Source organism: Erwinia sp. INIA01 (assembly GCF_025947915.1).
GTDB classification, from domain to species: Bacteria; Pseudomonadota; Gammaproteobacteria; order Enterobacterales; family Enterobacteriaceae; genus Erwinia; species Erwinia coffeiphila.
The window spans coordinates 451,965-466,996 of sequence record NZ_JAPDNC010000003.1; the positions used below are offsets into that span (position 1 = coordinate 451,965).

At 56.9% G+C, this 15,032-nt stretch carries 15 protein-coding genes; 9 read left to right on the forward strand and 6 right to left on the reverse strand.

The window, feature by feature from the left end; translation table 11 throughout:
• Positions 1–139: 139 nt before the first annotated feature.
• The 4 genes from iolD (at position 140) to iolE (ending at position 5,092) form a co-directional block, all read left to right on the forward strand.
• Positions 140–2,074: a 3D-(3,5/4)-trihydroxycyclohexane-1,2-dione acylhydrolase (decyclizing) gene (gene iolD / locus OMR58_RS07545; protein WP_200546772.1), complete on the forward strand. Its 1,935-nt coding sequence runs from the start codon at positions 140–142 to the stop codon at positions 2,072–2,074.
• A gap of 97 nt (positions 2,075–2,171) precedes the next feature.
• Positions 2,172–3,182, forward strand: a complete 1,011-nt coding sequence (locus OMR58_RS07550; RefSeq protein WP_105594097.1) for a Gfo/Idh/MocA family protein — start codon at positions 2,172–2,174, stop codon at positions 3,180–3,182.
• Positions 3,183–3,266: 84 nt separating this feature from the next.
• Positions 3,267–4,151 carry a sugar phosphate isomerase/epimerase family protein gene (locus OMR58_RS07555; RefSeq protein WP_105594096.1) on the forward strand — a complete coding sequence of 295 codons (885 nt, stop codon included), beginning with the start codon at positions 3,267–3,269 and terminating at the stop codon, positions 4,149–4,151.
• A 44-nt stretch (positions 4,152–4,195) separates the two neighbouring features.
• Positions 4,196–5,092: a myo-inosose-2 dehydratase gene (gene iolE / locus OMR58_RS07560; RefSeq protein ID WP_105594095.1), complete on the forward strand. Its 897-nt coding sequence runs from the start codon at positions 4,196–4,198 to the stop codon at positions 5,090–5,092.
• A gap of 90 nt (positions 5,093–5,182) precedes the next feature.
• Here the strand turns inward: iolE and OMR58_RS07565 are convergent, their stop codons facing one another.
• Both OMR58_RS07565 and OMR58_RS07570 read right to left on the reverse strand, forming a co-directional pair.
• Positions 5,183–5,743, reverse strand: a complete 561-nt coding sequence (locus tag OMR58_RS07565; RefSeq protein WP_200560929.1) for a DcrB family lipoprotein — start codon at positions 5,741–5,743, stop codon at positions 5,183–5,185.
• 102 nt (positions 5,744–5,845) lie between these two features.
• Positions 5,846–6,511, reverse strand: coding sequence for a 7-cyano-7-deazaguanine/7-aminomethyl-7-deazaguanine transporter (locus tag OMR58_RS07570; protein ID WP_105594093.1), 666 nt, complete (start codon positions 6,509–6,511; stop codon positions 5,846–5,848).
• 235 nt (positions 6,512–6,746) lie between these two features.
• Here OMR58_RS07570 and tusA point away from each other — a divergent pair, with 235 nt between their 5' ends.
• Positions 6,747–6,992, forward strand: coding sequence for a sulfurtransferase TusA (gene tusA, locus OMR58_RS07575; protein WP_105594092.1), 246 nt, complete (start codon positions 6,747–6,749; stop codon positions 6,990–6,992).
• Positions 6,993–7,055: 63 nt separating this feature from the next.
• Here tusA and OMR58_RS07580 read toward each other — a convergent pair whose 3' ends face one another.
• Both OMR58_RS07580 and OMR58_RS07585 read right to left on the reverse strand, forming a co-directional pair.
• A complete protein-coding gene (locus tag OMR58_RS07580) occupies positions 7,056–9,338 on the reverse strand; it encodes a zinc/cadmium/mercury/lead-transporting ATPase (protein WP_264545617.1) in 2,283 nt (760 codons plus the stop codon).
• An 83-nt stretch (positions 9,339–9,421) separates the two neighbouring features.
• On the reverse strand, positions 9,422–10,048 hold the full coding sequence (locus OMR58_RS07585; RefSeq protein WP_200560923.1) for a lysoplasmalogenase: 627 nt from the start codon (positions 10,046–10,048) through the stop codon (positions 9,422–9,424).
• Between the two features lie 135 nt (positions 10,049–10,183).
• On the opposite strand from OMR58_RS07585, the gene OMR58_RS07590 reads away from it, so the two are divergent.
• Complete coding sequence (locus OMR58_RS07590) at positions 10,184–10,549, forward strand: DUF2500 domain-containing protein (protein WP_264545618.1); 366 nt, start codon at positions 10,184–10,186, stop codon at positions 10,547–10,549.
• 51 nt (positions 10,550–10,600) lie between these two features.
• On the opposite strand, the gene OMR58_RS07595 is transcribed toward OMR58_RS07590, so the two are convergent.
• Positions 10,601–10,870: a DUF1145 family protein gene (locus OMR58_RS07595; protein WP_200546767.1), complete on the reverse strand. Its 270-nt coding sequence runs from the start codon at positions 10,868–10,870 to the stop codon at positions 10,601–10,603.
• A gap of 39 nt (positions 10,871–10,909) precedes the next feature.
• The gene (rsmD, locus tag OMR58_RS07600; protein WP_264545619.1) at positions 10,910–11,515 is read right to left on the reverse strand and encodes a 16S rRNA (guanine(966)-N(2))-methyltransferase; all 606 of its coding nucleotides are present in this window, start codon (positions 11,513–11,515) and stop codon (positions 10,910–10,912) included.
• 222 nt (positions 11,516–11,737) lie between these two features.
• On the opposite strand from rsmD, the gene ftsY reads away from it, so the two are divergent.
• The 3 genes from ftsY to ftsX are packed head-to-tail and all read left to right on the forward strand — an operon-like array spanning position 11,738 to position 14,981.
• The gene (ftsY, locus tag OMR58_RS07605) at positions 11,738–13,324 is read left to right on the forward strand and encodes a signal recognition particle-docking protein FtsY (protein ID WP_264545620.1); all 1,587 of its coding nucleotides are present in this window, start codon (positions 11,738–11,740) and stop codon (positions 13,322–13,324) included.
• A gap of 6 nt (positions 13,325–13,330) precedes the next feature.
• The gene (ftsE, locus tag OMR58_RS07610) at positions 13,331–13,999 is read left to right on the forward strand and encodes a cell division ATP-binding protein FtsE (RefSeq protein ID WP_105594085.1); all 669 of its coding nucleotides are present in this window, start codon (positions 13,331–13,333) and stop codon (positions 13,997–13,999) included.
• On the forward strand, positions 13,989–14,981 hold the full coding sequence (gene ftsX, locus OMR58_RS07615; protein ID WP_200546764.1) for a permease-like cell division protein FtsX: 993 nt from the start codon (positions 13,989–13,991) through the stop codon (positions 14,979–14,981). The genes ftsE and ftsX overlap by 11 nt, the downstream gene beginning before the upstream one ends.
• Positions 14,982–15,032: the final 51 nt, after the last annotated feature.

Sequence of the window (15,032 nt, forward strand, 5' to 3'; positions counted from 1 at the left end):
TTCTGTTTAGTGAAAAAAATATTTGTTTATAATCGGCTCACGTTTCACTTATAGCTGTCGCCGATTTCTCACCATGGCGACCAAAAATGCGAATACCGGTGGACCTGAGTTGCGTCCCCGACAAATAAAGGAAGAGCAAATGGGCAAGATCAGATTAACTACAGCACAGGCTCTGGTCAGATTCCTGGACAACCAGTATCTGTCGGTAGACGGCGTTGAGACCAAATTCGTTAAGGGCATTTTTGCCATCTTTGGCCACGGCAACGTGCTGGGTCTGGGCCAGGCTCTGGAACACAACAACGGCGATCTGGTGGTGTATCAGGGCCGTAACGAGCAGGGTATGGCGCATGCGGCAATGGGCTATGCCAAGCAGAAGCTGCGCCGCGAGATTATCGCCTGTACTTCTTCCGTCGGACCGGGCGCGGCCAACATGATTACCGCTGCGGCGACCGCCACCGCTAACCGCATTCCTTTATTACTGCTGCCGGGCGATGTGTTTGCCACCCGCCAGCCGGATCCGGTTCTACAGCAGATTGAGCAGAGCCACGATCTGAGCATCAGCACCAACGACGCCTTCCGCGCCGTCAGCAAATACTGGGACCGCGTTAACCGTCCTGAGCAGCTGATGACCGCCTGTATCAACGCCTTCCGCGTGCTGACCGACCCGGCAGAAACCGGCGCGGTGACCATTTCTCTGCCGCAGGATGTGCAGGGTGAAGCCTATGACTTCCCGGAATATTTCTTCCAGAAGCGTGTGCACCGCATTGAGCGCCGTCTGCCAACCGAAGGCCAGCTGGCCGACGCGCTGAAGCTGATTGCTGAAAAACACAAGCCGATGATCATCTGCGGCGGCGGGGTGAAGTACTCCGGCGCGGGCGCAGCGCTGCTGGCCTTCGCCGAGCGTCACGGTATCCCGTTTGCTGAAACTCAGGCCGGTAAAGGCACCATCGTTTCCGACCATCCGCTGAACGTGGGCGGCGTGGGTGAAACCGGCTGCCTGGCCGCTAATCTGTTGGCGAAAGAGGCCGACCTGGTGATTGGTATCGGTACGCGCTACACCGACTTTACCACCGCGTCAAAATGGATCTTCCAGAACCCGGACGTGAACTACATCAACATCAACGTCAGCAATTTTGATGCCTACAAGCTGGATGCGGTGCAGGTTGTGGCCGATGCCCAGGAAGCGCTGAACGCGCTGAACAGCCGCGTGGAAACGATCCGCAACGGCTGGGGTGAGCAGGTAAGCCAGGCACAGAGCAAGCTGCTGAAAGAAACTCAGCGCGTTTACTCGGCGGTGTACAGCGAAGAGAACTTTGTGCCGGAAATCGCTGACCACATTGACCGCGAAGCGCTGTTTGCCGAGTTCAACCGTCTGACCGGTTCATTCCTGACGCAGAGCAGCGTACTGGGGACGCTCAACGAGCACCTCCCAAAGGATTCGGTGATTGTCGCCGCCGCGGGCAGCCTGCCGGGCGATCTGCAGCGCATGTGGCGCACCAAAGATTACAACAGCTATCACGTCGAGTATGGCTACTCCTGCATGGGCTACGAGGTCAACGCTTCTCTCGGCGTTAAGCTGGCCGAGCCGCACCGTGAGGTTTACACCATGGTAGGCGACGGTTCATTCCAGATGCTGCACTCCGAACTGGTTACTTCGATTCAGGAAGGCGCCAAAATCAACGTGGTGCTGCTGGATAACATGACCAACGGCTGCATTAACAACCTGCAGATGGAACACGGTATGGACAGCTTCACCACCGAGTTCCGCTTCCGTAACGCGGAAACCGGCAAGCTGAACGGTGGCTTTGTACCGATTGATTTCGCCGCGATTGCCGCAGGCTACGGCTGCAAAACTTACCGTATTACCACGCTGGAAGAGCTGAAGGCCGCGCTGATTGATGCGCAGAAGCAGACTGTTTCCACCCTGTTCGATATTAAAGTTCTGCCGAAAACCATGATCCACAAGTATTTCAGCTGGTGGCGCGTGGGCGGAGCACAGGTTTCCGACTCTGAGCGAGTGGACGCCGTTGCCCGTAAGCTTAACGAGCATATCGACCAGGCTCGCGAATATTAATAACGCATTTTTTATTGTTCCTTTTGCTGTTCTTTTTTGCCTTTAAAGCGCGGGCTGCTTAGCCCGCTTTTACCCCCTACTCAAGTAAGGATCGATCATGACGTTAAAGTTAGGTGTTATTGGTGCTGGTGCCATCGGTCAGGAACATATCCGTCGCTGCAGCAAAGTACTGCAGGGTGCAGAGGTTGTGGCCGTCTCTGATATCAACGTGGAAGGCGCGAAAGCGGCCGTTGCGCGTCTGGGTCTGAATGCTGAAGTTTACGCAGACGGTCACGACGTCGTGAACTCTTCCAACGTGGATGCCGTGCTGGTGACTTCATGGGACCCAACGCACGAAGAGTACACGCTGGCTGCAATCGCTGCCGGTAAGCCTGTGTTCTGTGAAAAGCCGCTGGCGATGACCGCTGAAGGCTGCCGCCGCGTGGTGGATGCAGAGATTAAATTCGGCAAGCGCCTGGTGCAGGTTGGCTTTATGCGCCCGTACGACGCCGGCTACCGCGCGCTGAAAAAAGTGATTACCGATGGTGAAATCGGCGAGCCGCTGATGCTGCACTGCGCGCACCGTAACCCGACCGTACCGGAGAACTACACTACCGATATGGCGATTACTAACACGCTGATCCACGAGCTGGATGTACTGCGCTGGCTGACCGAAGACGACTACAAATCTGTACAGGTTGTCTTCCCACGCGTAACCTCCAAAACCCATGCAAAACTGAAAGATCCGCAGATCGTTCTGTTTGAAACCCGTAAAGGTATCCGCATTGACGTTGAAATCTTCGTTAACTGCGCATACGGCTACGACATCCAGTGCGAAGTGGTCGGTGAAGAAGGGATTGCTAAGCTGCCAGAGCCGTCTGCCGTGCAGATGCGTAAGAACGCGCAGCTTTCTACCGCCATTCTGACCGACTGGAAAGACCGCTTTATCGATGCCTATGACGTTGAGTTGCAGGCGTTTATTAATGATGCCACCGCAGGCAAGCTGACCGGGCCATCCGCCTGGGACGGTTATGCCGCTTCCGTTGCCGCTGATGCCTGCCATAAAGCGCAGAACAGCGGGGCGATTGAGCCGGTGGAACTGCCAGAGCGCCCGGCGTTCTACAACTAATCGCCGCGCTGCTACCGCACCTTCCCCTGCCGGTGAGCAGGGGAAACCGTAAAACAGCGTACTGATTTAATCACGGAGAGTCTGATGAAAATTGCCTTTGATGTGGATGTCATTCGAGATTTGGGCATCACAAAAATGGTTCACCAGGTGGCTGACTGGGGCTACAAATATATTGAGCAGTCCCCGCATCCACAGATCAACCCGTTCTACAAGCATCCTAAAGCCAGCCGCGAAATTATCACCGAGTACAAAAACGCGCTGCGTGCTACCGGGTTAGAGATCTCCTCATACATCGTGGTTTATCGCTGGTCCGGTCCCGACGAGGCACGCCGCCAGGCTGCCGTTCGCAACTGGAAACGTATGATTGAGATCGCGGTAGAGACCGGTGTGCAGGTTATTAATACCGAACTTTCCGGTAACCCGAACGAACCAGAAATCTGTGAAGAGATGTTCTATCGCTCCATGGAAGAGCTGCTGCCTATCGTTGAACGCGAAGGCATTCGCATCGAAATCCAGTCACATCCGTGGGATTTCTGCGAAAACAGCAATGAAACGGCCGATATTGTGAAATCGTTCCGCAGTGAGAACGTGAAGTACCTGTACAGCGCACCGCACACTTTCTTCTACGACAAAGGCAAGGGCGATGTGAAGCCAATGCTGGAGTACGCCGGTGCCGATCTGTCCCACGTGCTGATTGCTGACACCATGAACCATACCAAGCACTGCCGCTATATCGTGAACCCACCGGGTGTGGACGCCACGATTCACCAGCACGTTGCCGTGGGTAAAGGTGAGGTTGATTTCCCGACGCTGTTCCAGACTCTGCGCGATATGAAGTTTGCTGAGCAAACCTTCAAGGTCGGCGGCGATCCGATTATCGCCGCAGCGCTGTTCGGTTATCCGGAAGAAATGAACGTTGAAGCGGTTGCTACGCGCGAACTGATCGAGCGTGAACTGCTGCGGAAATAACAGCGGGCGGTTGTGGCCGCCCGGTGAACACCAGAGGTAGGATCATGAACAAAGATAACGTCAAACTGGCTATTGCCCCGATCGGCTGGACTAACGATGACATGCCGGAGCTGGGTAAAGAGAACACCTTCCAGCAGATCGTCAGCGAAATGGCGCTGGCCGGTTTTGTCGGCAGCGAAGTGGGCAGCAAATACCCGCGCGACCCGGCAGTATTGAAGCCGATGCTGGATATTCGTGGCATTCAGATCGTTAACGCCTGGTTCAGCACCTTCTTCGCCAACGGCGACAAAGCGAAGACCATCGACGAGTTCATCAACCATCGCGACTTCCTGCATGCGATGGGGGCGAAAGTGATTGGCTGCTCCGAGCAGAGCCTGAGCATTCAGGGCACCACCAAAGCGGTACTGGAAGAGAAGCCGATCTTTACCGATGAGCAGTGGCGTCTGACTACCGAAGGCTACAACGAGCTGGCAAAACTGGCCGCTGAGAAGGGCATGACGGTGGGTCTGCATCACCATATGGGTACCGGCATTCAGACCACGGAAGAAGTGGATCGCTTTATGGCGGAAACCAATGACGACGTTTATCTGCTGTTCGATACCGGCCACGCCTATTACTCAGAAGGCAGCCAGGAGAAGATGCTGGCGATTCTGACCAGGTATCTGCCGCGTATTAACCACGTACACCTGAAAGACGTGCGTGATGAAATCGTCGATCAGGTCAGAAGCCAGAAGCTGTCGTTCCTGGACGGCGTGAAGAAAGGCACCTTTACCGTTCCGGGCGACGGCGTGATTGATTTCAAACCGGTGTTCAAAATCCTCGACGATTTCGGCTACAAAGGCTGGATGGTAGTGGAAGCCGAGCAGGACCCTGCGCTGGCTAACCCGTTTGAATACGCGGTAAAAGCACGTAAATACATTCGCGAAACGGCCGGTCTGTAAGCGCCTGACGTAAAAAAACCTCCCACTTCTGAAACGGGCTTCTGTTGAAGCCCGATGACGAAGATGGGAGGTTTTTTTGTGAGCGCAGTATTACTTCAGCTGAAGCGTTTTCAGGATATTTCCCGCTTCGGTCTGCGCGGCCTGCTGATCGTCTCCCGGCAGGGAGATCTGCATGGTCAGCAGTTTGCCATCTACTTTGCCCATCACCAGCGAAGACCAGACGGTCTGATTGTTAGCGGAGATCACCGTATCCAGCTGCTGTAGCTGCTGGTCGTTAACGGTAATTTCTTTATTGGTCACCACCTGCAGCTGAGGCGCGCGGCTACGCTGCTGCTCGATCATGCGTTTTGACAGGTCTTCCAGCGTATCGTTGCTGCTGTCGCCTTCGATGACAATGATCGCTTTCTGGCCTGATTCATCGGCGTAAACGTGCATATTATTGGCCTGAGTACCCAGCTTGCCGCTTTTGTCACTCATGCCGGCAGGCAGCGCGAAGCTCAGTTTGCCGTCCATCAGTGAAACGGTCTGGCTGCTCTGACTTGCCTGGCTGCTGGCATTTTTATCCGCAGCGGCGGTGTCACTCTTGCCATCGCAGGCGGCCAGGCCAACTACCAGTAAACTTACTCCGGCATATTTCAGTAGGTTACGCATCAGGGTCCCTTTGTTAGTCATCACTTAAGATATCAGGCACTTATACAATAGCATTCAGCGTGTAAAAGCAACTTATCTTGCGTGACATTGTGTGTAACCAGCTTACCCAAAATTAACCTGTGGACCATTGGATTTTTCTGCTAATCGCTTCAGCGTGGCGTTGAGCAGCAGGCCATAGGCAGGCAGGAAGAAAATCATGCAGATCATGACTTTAAAGCAGTAATCCACCATGGCGATCTCTACCCAGTGGGTTGCCATAAACGGATCGGTGCTCTGGTAGAAAGCAATGAAGAAGAAGGCTGCCGTATCGCTGATATTGCCAAGGAACATCGCCGCCGCCGGTGCCATCCACCAGGCGGCTTTCTGCCGCAGGCGGTTAAAGACATAAATATCGAGGATCTGACCCAGCGCGTAGGCCATAAAGCTGGCACAGGCGATGCGGGCTACAAAGATATTCATCTCTTTCAGTGAGTCCACTCCCTGCCATTCCCCCTGAAAATAGAGCGCGGAAATCAGGTAGGAGATAAACAGGGCCGGGATCATCACCGCCAGGATAATGCGACGCGCCAGCGGGGCACCGAAAATTCGTACCGTCAGATCGGTGGCAAGGAAGATAAACGGGAAGCTGAACGCGCCCCAGGTGGTGTGCAGACCAAAAATGGAAACCGGCAGCTGGACCAGATAGTTGCTGGAGGTGATCACCAGCAGATGAAACAGACTGAGCCAGATCAGCGCGTGGGTACGCTGACGCGAAGTAAATGCGATCATATTGAGCCTTTTTAAGATCAATGGGGTGAGGGAACCCAGTTTAAATTTAAGACGCACTGGCCGTATTGACGGCCGCACATCAGTCGCTTGCGCGATTTTGCGGCATATTACCCGGTTGTGCTGCTATTGCAATGGTTAATTTTAGCGCAAACGTTATCGTCCGATAGCGCTGTTGCGCCCCGGCCGTCCGGCGGTAGAATAGCGGCTGTTTGTTATCATTACTGTTGAGAATCTCATGAGCGACCTTTTCGCTAACCCCGATAAGACCCTTGATGCGTTGGGCCTGCGCTGCCCGGAACCGGTCATGATGGTGCGTAAAACCGTGCGCCATATGCAGGAGGGCGAAACGCTGTTGATTATTGCTGACGACCCGGCGACTACGCGCGATATCCCCGGTTTCTGCCGATTTATGGAGCATACGCTGCTGGCACAGAATACCGACGCGCTACCGTATCGTTATCTGCTGAAGAAAGGCGTTTAAGGGAGCCTTTTCGGCTCCCCTGAATTAACGGCTCTGGGCGAATAGCTATCGCCCTGGCTACAGTTACGATCTGCGGCGCAGCAGCCGCAGGGCGTTAGCGGTCACTAATGCCGTTGCACCCGAATCCGCCAGCACCGCCAGCCACAGCCCGGTGATCCCCAGCAGGGTGGTCAGCAGGAACACCGCCTTCAGCCCCAGCGCGATGGTAATGTTCTGGCGAATATTGGCGTGAGTGGCACGCGACAGGCCAATCATCGCCGCCAGCCCGGTAAGCCGGTTATGAGTCAGCGCCGCGTCAGCCGTTTCCAGCGCCACATCGCTGCCGCTGCCCATTGCAATACCAATCGTTGCTGCCTTCATGGCTGGCGCATCGTTGATGCCGTCGCCAACCATTGCCACCGGCTGCTGCTGGTTAAGCGCGCTGACCGCCGCCACCTTATCTTCCGGCAGCAGGCTGGCGCGGTAGTCAATGCCCAGTTCACCGGCAATAGCCGCCGCAGCCCGTGGATTATCTCCGGTCAGCATCACACCCTGAATGCCCATTGCTTTTAGTTCTGCCAGCGCGTTTCTGGCATCTTCACGCAGGGTATCGCGCAGCGCGATCAGGCCATAAAGCTGCTCTGTATCGTGCAGGATCACCACCGTATTGCCCGCGCTTTCCAGCGCCTCAACGGCGGATCGATGTTGAGCCAGTCGTTCTGCATCGACTTTTGACGGCGCGCTGATTGAAAGTAAGCGATTGCTCACTATTGCTTCTACTCCGCTACCGGCAAGCGCCCGCTGTTCCGTGGCGGCAGGTAAAGTTAGCCTGCGCTCTGCGGCGGCAGCGACAATGGCCTGCGCCAGCGGATGCGAGGAACCCTGCTCAATCGCCGCTGCCGTTGACAGCAGCCACGCTTCATCCTGCTGTGCAAACGGCTGAATGGCGGTGACCCGGGGCTTACCCTCGGTGAGCGTACCGGTTTTATCAAAGGCGATGGTGCGAACGCTACCCAGGCTTTCCAGCGCTGCGCCGCCCTTAATTAACGCACCGCGGCGGGTTGCCGCCGCCAGTCCGGACGTAATCGCGGCAGGGGTGGAGATCACCAGCGCACACGGGCAGCCGATCAGCAGCAGCGTTAACCCTTTATAGATCCACGGCTGCCATTCCGTGCCCATCAGCAGCGGCGGGATAACGGCAACGGCCAGCGCCAGCGCCATAATCACCGGGGTATAGACACGGCTGAAGCGATCGAGGAAGCGTTCAATCGGTGCACGTCGCTCCTCCGCTTCTTCAATCAGATGCAGAATGCGGTCGATGGCGCTTTCGCCCGGTTTCGACACCACTTCCAGCTGCACCAGACGATCCACGCTCAGACTACCGGCGGCAATGGATTCTCCCTGCTGCCGTTCAACAGGGATTGATTCACCGGTAAGCGCGCTTTCATCAAAGCTGGCAAACGGGCTAAGCAGCCGGGCATCCGCAGGCAGACGCGCCCCGGCGGCAACTTCAATGCAATCGCCCGGGCGCAGGGCGCTGACCTGTACGTTCTCGCGGTGGGAGCCAGTAATCCGCACCGCCTGGTCTGGCTTGAGCGCCATCAGTGCCGTTACGCCTTTACGCGCCCGGCTGGCGGCAAAGGATTCCAGTCGTTCACCCAGCATAAACAGCAGCAGTACCATCGCCGCTTCGGCCGTTGCGCCAATAAACAGTGCGCCAATCGCCGCCACGCTCATTAAGGTTTCGATACTGAAGGGGGAACCGCTGCGCATCAGGCGCAGTGCGCTGAGTGCAATCGGCCAGACGCCGACAAGCGTAGTCGCAATAAAGGCAAGCTGGCCTGCTGCGGGGTTGACGCTGTCCAGCAGCCAGCTGGCGGCCATCAGAACGGCCAGCAGGATCAGGCTGCGGTTCTCCTGCCAAAATCCGGGGACGGGCTGGGCGGTTTTAGCGGCGTCTGGCGCATCGCTGCGCTGAAGCTGGAAACCGGCGCGGGCCACGGCTTTCTCAACGTCATTACGCACATCGCTGTTGGCATCAACCACCAGCTTTTCGCTGGAAAAGACCACGCGGGCCCGATCCACGCTGCTTAGCTGCCGTACGGCGGTTTCGACTTTGCGCGCGCAGCTTGGGCAGTCCATACCCTGAACCTGCCAGCTGAAGCGGGAGAGTCCCGCTCGCCTGTCGCCCTCGTCGTCGGCGGTGTCTCCCGAACTGCAGGAGGCATCACCGCAGCAGGGCGTTTCTACGCTGGCTGCGCTAATCGCGGTGATCTTGCGGATAACGGGACGTTTGGCCGAAGTGCTGCAACCGTGCTGATGGGGGGCGTGGTCGTGACCACAGCTGCAAGTAGAATGCGAGTGCATAGCGCCTCCTGAAAGATAGCGGCGGGCGTGAGTGCCCGCCATAAAGCTATCTTACACTTTGGAGTCCACTCCAGAGTCAAGCCCTACAGCCACAGCGAACGCACAATCATAAAGTGACCGGCAAAATAGCAGGCGGCAATAATCGCCCGATCGGCGTTAAAGCGGAAGCGATAGTGGCTGACCAACCAGACGATATTAGCCAGCAGCAGCAGGGAGGCACCCACCATCAGCGTGAAGCTGTAGTCGGTTGGGCGGAAGACATACAGCTCGGCGCTCAGCCAGACCATCAGCAGGGTGATGCCGATAAAGGTGCACACCGGCCAGCGCAGCTCCTCCAGTCTGCTCCAGACCGTAGCAATCAGCAGGCCGCCAATAATCAGCAGCGCCAGCGGCAGAGGCCAGAAAAAGCTCAGCGTCATCTGGCTGGCGAAGAACAGGGTGTACAGTAGATGAGAAAGGAAAAACGCGCCGATGGCATACAGCATGCGGCGTTCAGGCAGCAGGGTCAGGGCATCGCCCAGCAGCGTTGCCAGCAGGCCAAGCAGGATCAGATAGTCGGTGGTTTTCAGTACGGGTGCCTGCCAGGCCCAGGCCAGCAGTAACAGTAGCGTGACGGGTTTAAACACCCAGCGCTGCCACTGCGGGCCGCGGTAAGAGGCATCGACGTATAACCAGCCGGAAAAAAGCACTGCGAGAAAAGACCAGATCATAATTTTTCCCTGTATTGACGAAAAACTCCACAACTCCGCCCAGTTTAGGCCACCCGACAGCGGTGTGACAATCATCCTGGTCCGGTTGTATGCTTATCGCGTGCTGTTCCCCGTATCCCTGGAGAAAACCGTTCTATGAAGCCACCGATAATTTTTCTGGTTGTGGTTGCGCTGATCGCCGTGCTGGCAACACGGCAATTTATCAAGCAGCGGCGGGAAAATGCCGCCAATGATGCCTCCCCCGTGCGCAGCCTGATGGTGGAAGTGAAAACGAAACGGGAATATCTGGCACCGGATCGGCGCTCGCGCCAGCGTGACCAGATCCCGGTGGAAGACATGCGTTATGAGGCGTGGTTTCATCCGCTGAATGGCGCAGAGGACATCAAGCTGGCGCTGGACGCCAGTGATTATCATCAGATCGATAAAGGCAGCCGTGGTGAGCTACAGGTACAGGGAACACGTTTTATCCGCTTTACTCCCTGTTCGGCTTCCGACTGTTAACAGAAGGTGGAACGCCGCCTGAAACCTGCGGCTGATTTTCCGAGCGGGAGATTACTGTTTTGGGAAGTTTTTCTTCTGCCAGGCCAGCAGCTCAAACACGCCGAAGAAGAAAATTTTCGCCTGGGTAAAACCGCTCAGCTTCGGGGACTCTTTCGGCTGCGTTGAGCGCATCAGCACCAGCTGTAAGCCGTGCATAATCACCATAAAGAACAGCGCGACGTTAACGAAGTGGGTCAGCGGTTTAGGGAACGGGTGAACAACGTTCAGCAGCAAAAATCCCCAGACAAAGACCATCAGCAGACGGCCTGCATTAATTAACATGTTAATTCTCCGAGCCTGTGTTGCAGGCAATAGTATTGATTACGCCTCTGAGGACGAAAGTTCTGCAACGGCATGCCGGATATAGAGACGGTACGCCACCTGGCCGGCAACTTTTTCCCGATGCAGCTGCCAGTTTACTGGCACCGGCGGCAGGCCATGTTCAACTTCACTTTCAACGTAGATCAGTGCTTCATCACTCAGCCAGCCGTTGTTTTCCAGCAGAGTGACGGTTTCTTCCAGCAGTCCTTTACGGAAAGGGGGGTCGATAAACACCAGCTGATGCGCGTCGCCTTTCTGCGCGAGAAACTGCAGCGTGTTGGTATTCACCACCCGGCCGTTTTTAGCCCCCAGCGTGGCGAGGTTTTTTTCCAGCTGCTGCGCCACCGGACGCTCCAGTTCCAGTAGCGTGGCGCTGGCCGCATGGCGCGACAGCGCTTCCAGCCCCAGTGCGCCGCTCCCGGCGTAGCAGTCCAGGCATCGCGCTTCCTGAATATCGGAGGCCAGCCAGTTAAATAGCGTTTCGCGAACGCGATCCGTGGTGGGGCGCAGGCCAGTGCTGTCCGGAACCGGCAGCTTACGGCCTCGCCAAAGGCCCCCAATAATGCGTATTTGCCCGGCTGCGCCGCTGCGGGTTTTCTTGATCATCGTACTGAACTCTTAATAATTTGTTGCACAGTTTAACGGGCTAACCGGGCTGAGGAAACGTAAAAAGGGAACTGTAATGCACTCAGCAGAAAGTGTTAGACTAAGGGATTGATTAGGCTGTCTCCCGCAACCGCACTGTGACGCCCGCGTGCGGTTGCGAGAGACAGTTTTCGCTTATTTTCGGACCGGTACGGTTTTTCCCGCGAGGAGTGTGGTTGCACCATGGCAAAGAATAAAAAACGTGGCTTTTTTTCCTGGCTTGGTCTGGGGCGTGAAGACAAGGCGCAGCAGGAAGACGTAAAAGAAACGTTAGACCCGCAACCTGCTGCTGATTCTACGGCGGAAGCCGAAGCTGCCGCTCGCGCCGAAGCCGAAGCGGCTGCCCGTGCTGAAGCAGAAGCTGCCGCTCGTGCTGATGCGGAAGCCGCTGTCCGTGCCGAAGCCGAAGCTGCCGCTCGTGTTGAAGCTGAAGCCGTTGCCCGTGTTGATGCGGAAGCCGCCGCCCGTGCCGAAGCTGAAGCCGCTGCCCGTGCTGAAGCGGAAGCCGCCGCCCGTGCCGAAGCGGAAGCCACTGCCCGTGCTGAAGCGGAAGCTGCTGCCCGCGCTGAAGCGGAAGCTGCCGCCCGTGCTGAAGCCGAAGCTGCTGCCCGTGCCGAAGCCGAAGCTGCCGCTCGTGCTGAAGCAGAAGCCGTTGCCCGCGCTGAAGCCGAAGCCGTTGCCCGCGCTGAAGCCGAAGCCGCCGCCCGTGCTGAAGCGGAAGCCGCTGCCCGTGCTGAAGCGGAAGCTGCCGCCCGCGCTGAGGCAGAGTCCGCCGCCCGCGCTGAAGCGGAAGCGGCTGCCCGTGCTGAAGCAGAAGCCGCTGCTACCGCCGAGCAGGTTCGCCCGACGAAGGAAGGCTTCTTCGCCCGCCTGAAGCGCAGCCTGGTGAAAACCCGCCAGAACCTCGGTTCCGGCTTTATCGGCCTGTTCCGCGGCAAAAAAATTGATGACGATCTGTTTGAAGAGTTGGAAGAACAGCTGCTGATCGCCGACGTGGGTGTGGAAACCACCCGCCGTATTATTGCTAACCTGACCGCTCAGGCCAGCCGTAAGGATCTGCGTGATGCGGAAGCGCTGTACGGTCTGTTGAAAACCGAAATGGCAAGCATCCTGTCTACCGTAGAGTCGCCGCTGGACGTCAGCGGCAAGACACCGTTTGTGATCCTGATGGTGGGCGTTAACGGCGTGGGTAAAACCACGACGATTGGTAAACTGGCGCGCCAGTTCCAGGCCGAAGGCAAATCGGTGATGCTGGCGGCGGGGGATACCTTCCGTGCGGCGGCGGTGGAACAGCTGCAGGTGTGGGGCCAGCGCAACAATATTCCGGTGGTGGCGCAACATACCGGTGCGGATTCTGCCTCGGTGATCTTTGACGCCATTCAGGCAGCGAAGGCGCGCGGCGTGGACGTGCTGATTGCCGATACCGCCGGTCGTCTGCAGAATAAATCGCATCTGATGGAAGAGCTGAAGAAAATCACCCGCGTGATGAAGAAGCTGGATGAGGATGCGCCGCATGAGGTTATGCTGACCATTGATGCCAGCACCGGACAGAATGCTATCAGCCAGACTAAACTGTTCCATGAAGCCGTTGGCCTGACCGGCATTACGCTGACCAAGCTTGACGGCACGGCAAAGGGGGGGGTGATCTTCTCGGTGGCCGACCAGTTTAACATTCCTATCCGCTATATTGGCGTAGGTGAAAGTATTGAAGACTTGCGATCGTTTAAGGCTGACGATTTTATAGAGGCACTATTTGCCCGAGAGGATTAATTTAGGATGATTCGCTTTGAAGAAGTCAGTAAGGCTTATCTCGGCGGTCGGCAAGCGCTGCAGGGGGTAGATTTTCATCTGCGCCCCGGCGAAATGGCGTTTCTGACCGGACATTCCGGGGCAGGGAAAAGCACCTTGCTGAAGCTGATTTGTGGCATTGAGCGCCCGAGCGCCGGGCATATCTGGTTCAGCGGCCACGATATCAGCCGTCTGAAAAGCCGCGAAGTGCCGTTTCTGCGCCGCCAGATCGGCATGATATTCCAGGATCACCATCTGCTGATGGATCGTTCGGTTTATGACAACGTCGCGATCCCGCTGATTATCGCCGGTGCCAGCGGGGAAGATATTCGCCGCCGCGTGTCGGCCGCGCTGGATAAGGTTGGCCTGCTCGACAAAGCGAAGAGTTTTCCCATTCAGCTGTCCGGCGGTGAACAGCAGCGCGTGGGCATTGCCCGTGCCGTGGTGAACAAGCCAGCGGTGCTGCTGGCGGATGAGCCGACCGGTAACCTTGATGAAGCGCTGTCTGAGGATATCCTGCGGCTGTTTGAAGAGTTCAACCGCGTGGGCGTCACCGTGTTAATGGCCACCCACGATATGGGGCTGATTGCCCGCCGTAACTACCGCCTGATGACGCTGAACCAGGGCCGTCTGCACGGAGGTTATCGTGGTGAATAAACGTAACGCCCGCCCGGCCGCTGCGAAAGCCGCAAAGCCTAAAATGCCGTCAAAAAGCAAAGCGCTGAAGGGCGGCTGGCAGGAACAGTGGCGCTATGCGATGCGCGGATCGCTGTCTGAAATGTGGCGTCAGCCGCTGGCTACGTTGCTGACGGTGATGGTGATCGCCATTTCGCTGACCCTGCCCAGCGTGTGCTATATGGTGTGGAAAAACGTCAGCACCGCAGCGGATCAGTGGTATCCGGCCCCGCAGCTGACCGTCTATTTCAGTAAAACGCTGGATGACGATGCCGCTGAAGGCGTGGTGGCGAAGCTCAAAGCCGAAGACGGCGTGGATAAAGTGAATTATCTGTCGCGCGAAGAGGCGCTGGGCGAGTTCCGTAACTGGTCCGGCTTCGGCGGTGCGATGGATATGCTGGAGCAAAATCCGCTACCGGCGGTGGCGATTATTACTCCGAAGCTCAACTTCCAAAGCTCCAACACCATGGACAGTCTGCGCGAGCGGGTGTCGAAAGTGGAAGGCGTGGACGAAGTTAAGATGGATGACAGCTGGTTTGCGCGGCTGGCTGCGCTGACCGGACTGGTCGGGCAGGTAGCGGCAATGATCGGTATCCTGATGATTGTGGCGGTGTTCCTGGTGATCGGCAACAGCGTGCGGCTCAGCATCTTTGCCCGCCGCGATACCATTAACGTGCAGAAGCTGATCGGCGCGACCGATGGCTTTGTGCTGCGCCCGTTTTTGTACGGTGGGGCGCTGTTGGGCTTCAGCGGTGCACTGCTGTCGCTGGTGCTTTCCGGTGTGCTGGTCATGCGGCTGGAGTCCGTGGTAGCTCAGGTTGCGACGGTGTTCGGCACCACCTTTGTTCTGCACGGCATGACGTGGGATGAAAGCCTGCTGCTGCTGCTGATTGCTGCGATGATCGGCTGGATTGCCGCCTGGCTGGCGACGGTACAACATTTACGTCGATTTACGCCGCAGTAACCCCTCTACACGTTTTTTTGATATAATCTTCCTCTGCTGCATCAGCGTTTG

Bases quoted from the DNA above. Each gene is read 5' to 3' on its own strand.
- OMR58_RS07555 (WP_105594096.1), top strand. From the start codon at position 3,267: ATGAAAATTGCCTTTGATGTGGATGTCATTCGAGATTTGGGCATCACA.
- OMR58_RS07595 (WP_200546767.1), bottom strand. From the start codon at position 10,870: ATGTTAATTAATGCAGGCCGTCTGCTGATGGTCTTTGTCTGGGGATTT.
- OMR58_RS07550 (WP_105594097.1), top strand. From the start codon at position 2,172: ATGACGTTAAAGTTAGGTGTTATTGGTGCTGGTGCCATCGGTCAGGAA.
- OMR58_RS07585 (WP_200560923.1), bottom strand. From the start codon at position 10,048: ATGATCTGGTCTTTTCTCGCAGTGCTTTTTTCCGGCTGGTTATACGTC.
- tusA (WP_105594092.1), top strand. From the start codon at position 6,747: ATGAGCGACCTTTTCGCTAACCCCGATAAGACCCTTGATGCGTTGGGC.
- rsmD (WP_264545619.1), bottom strand. From the start codon at position 11,515: ATGATCAAGAAAACCCGCAGCGGCGCAGCCGGGCAAATACGCATTATT.
- ftsE (WP_105594085.1), top strand. From the start codon at position 13,331: ATGATTCGCTTTGAAGAAGTCAGTAAGGCTTATCTCGGCGGTCGGCAA.
- OMR58_RS07565 (WP_200560929.1), bottom strand. From the start codon at position 5,743: ATGCGTAACCTACTGAAATATGCCGGAGTAAGTTTACTGGTAGTTGGC.
- OMR58_RS07580 (WP_264545617.1), bottom strand. From the start codon at position 9,338: ATGCACTCGCATTCTACTTGCAGCTGTGGTCACGACCACGCCCCCCAT.
- iolD (WP_200546772.1), top strand. From the start codon at position 140: ATGGGCAAGATCAGATTAACTACAGCACAGGCTCTGGTCAGATTCCTG.
- iolE (WP_105594095.1), top strand. From the start codon at position 4,196: ATGAACAAAGATAACGTCAAACTGGCTATTGCCCCGATCGGCTGGACT.
- OMR58_RS07570 (WP_105594093.1), bottom strand. From the start codon at position 6,511: ATGATCGCATTTACTTCGCGTCAGCGTACCCACGCGCTGATCTGGCTC.
- ftsY (WP_264545620.1), top strand. From the start codon at position 11,738: ATGGCAAAGAATAAAAAACGTGGCTTTTTTTCCTGGCTTGGTCTGGGG.
- OMR58_RS07590 (WP_264545618.1), top strand. From the start codon at position 10,184: ATGAAGCCACCGATAATTTTTCTGGTTGTGGTTGCGCTGATCGCCGTG.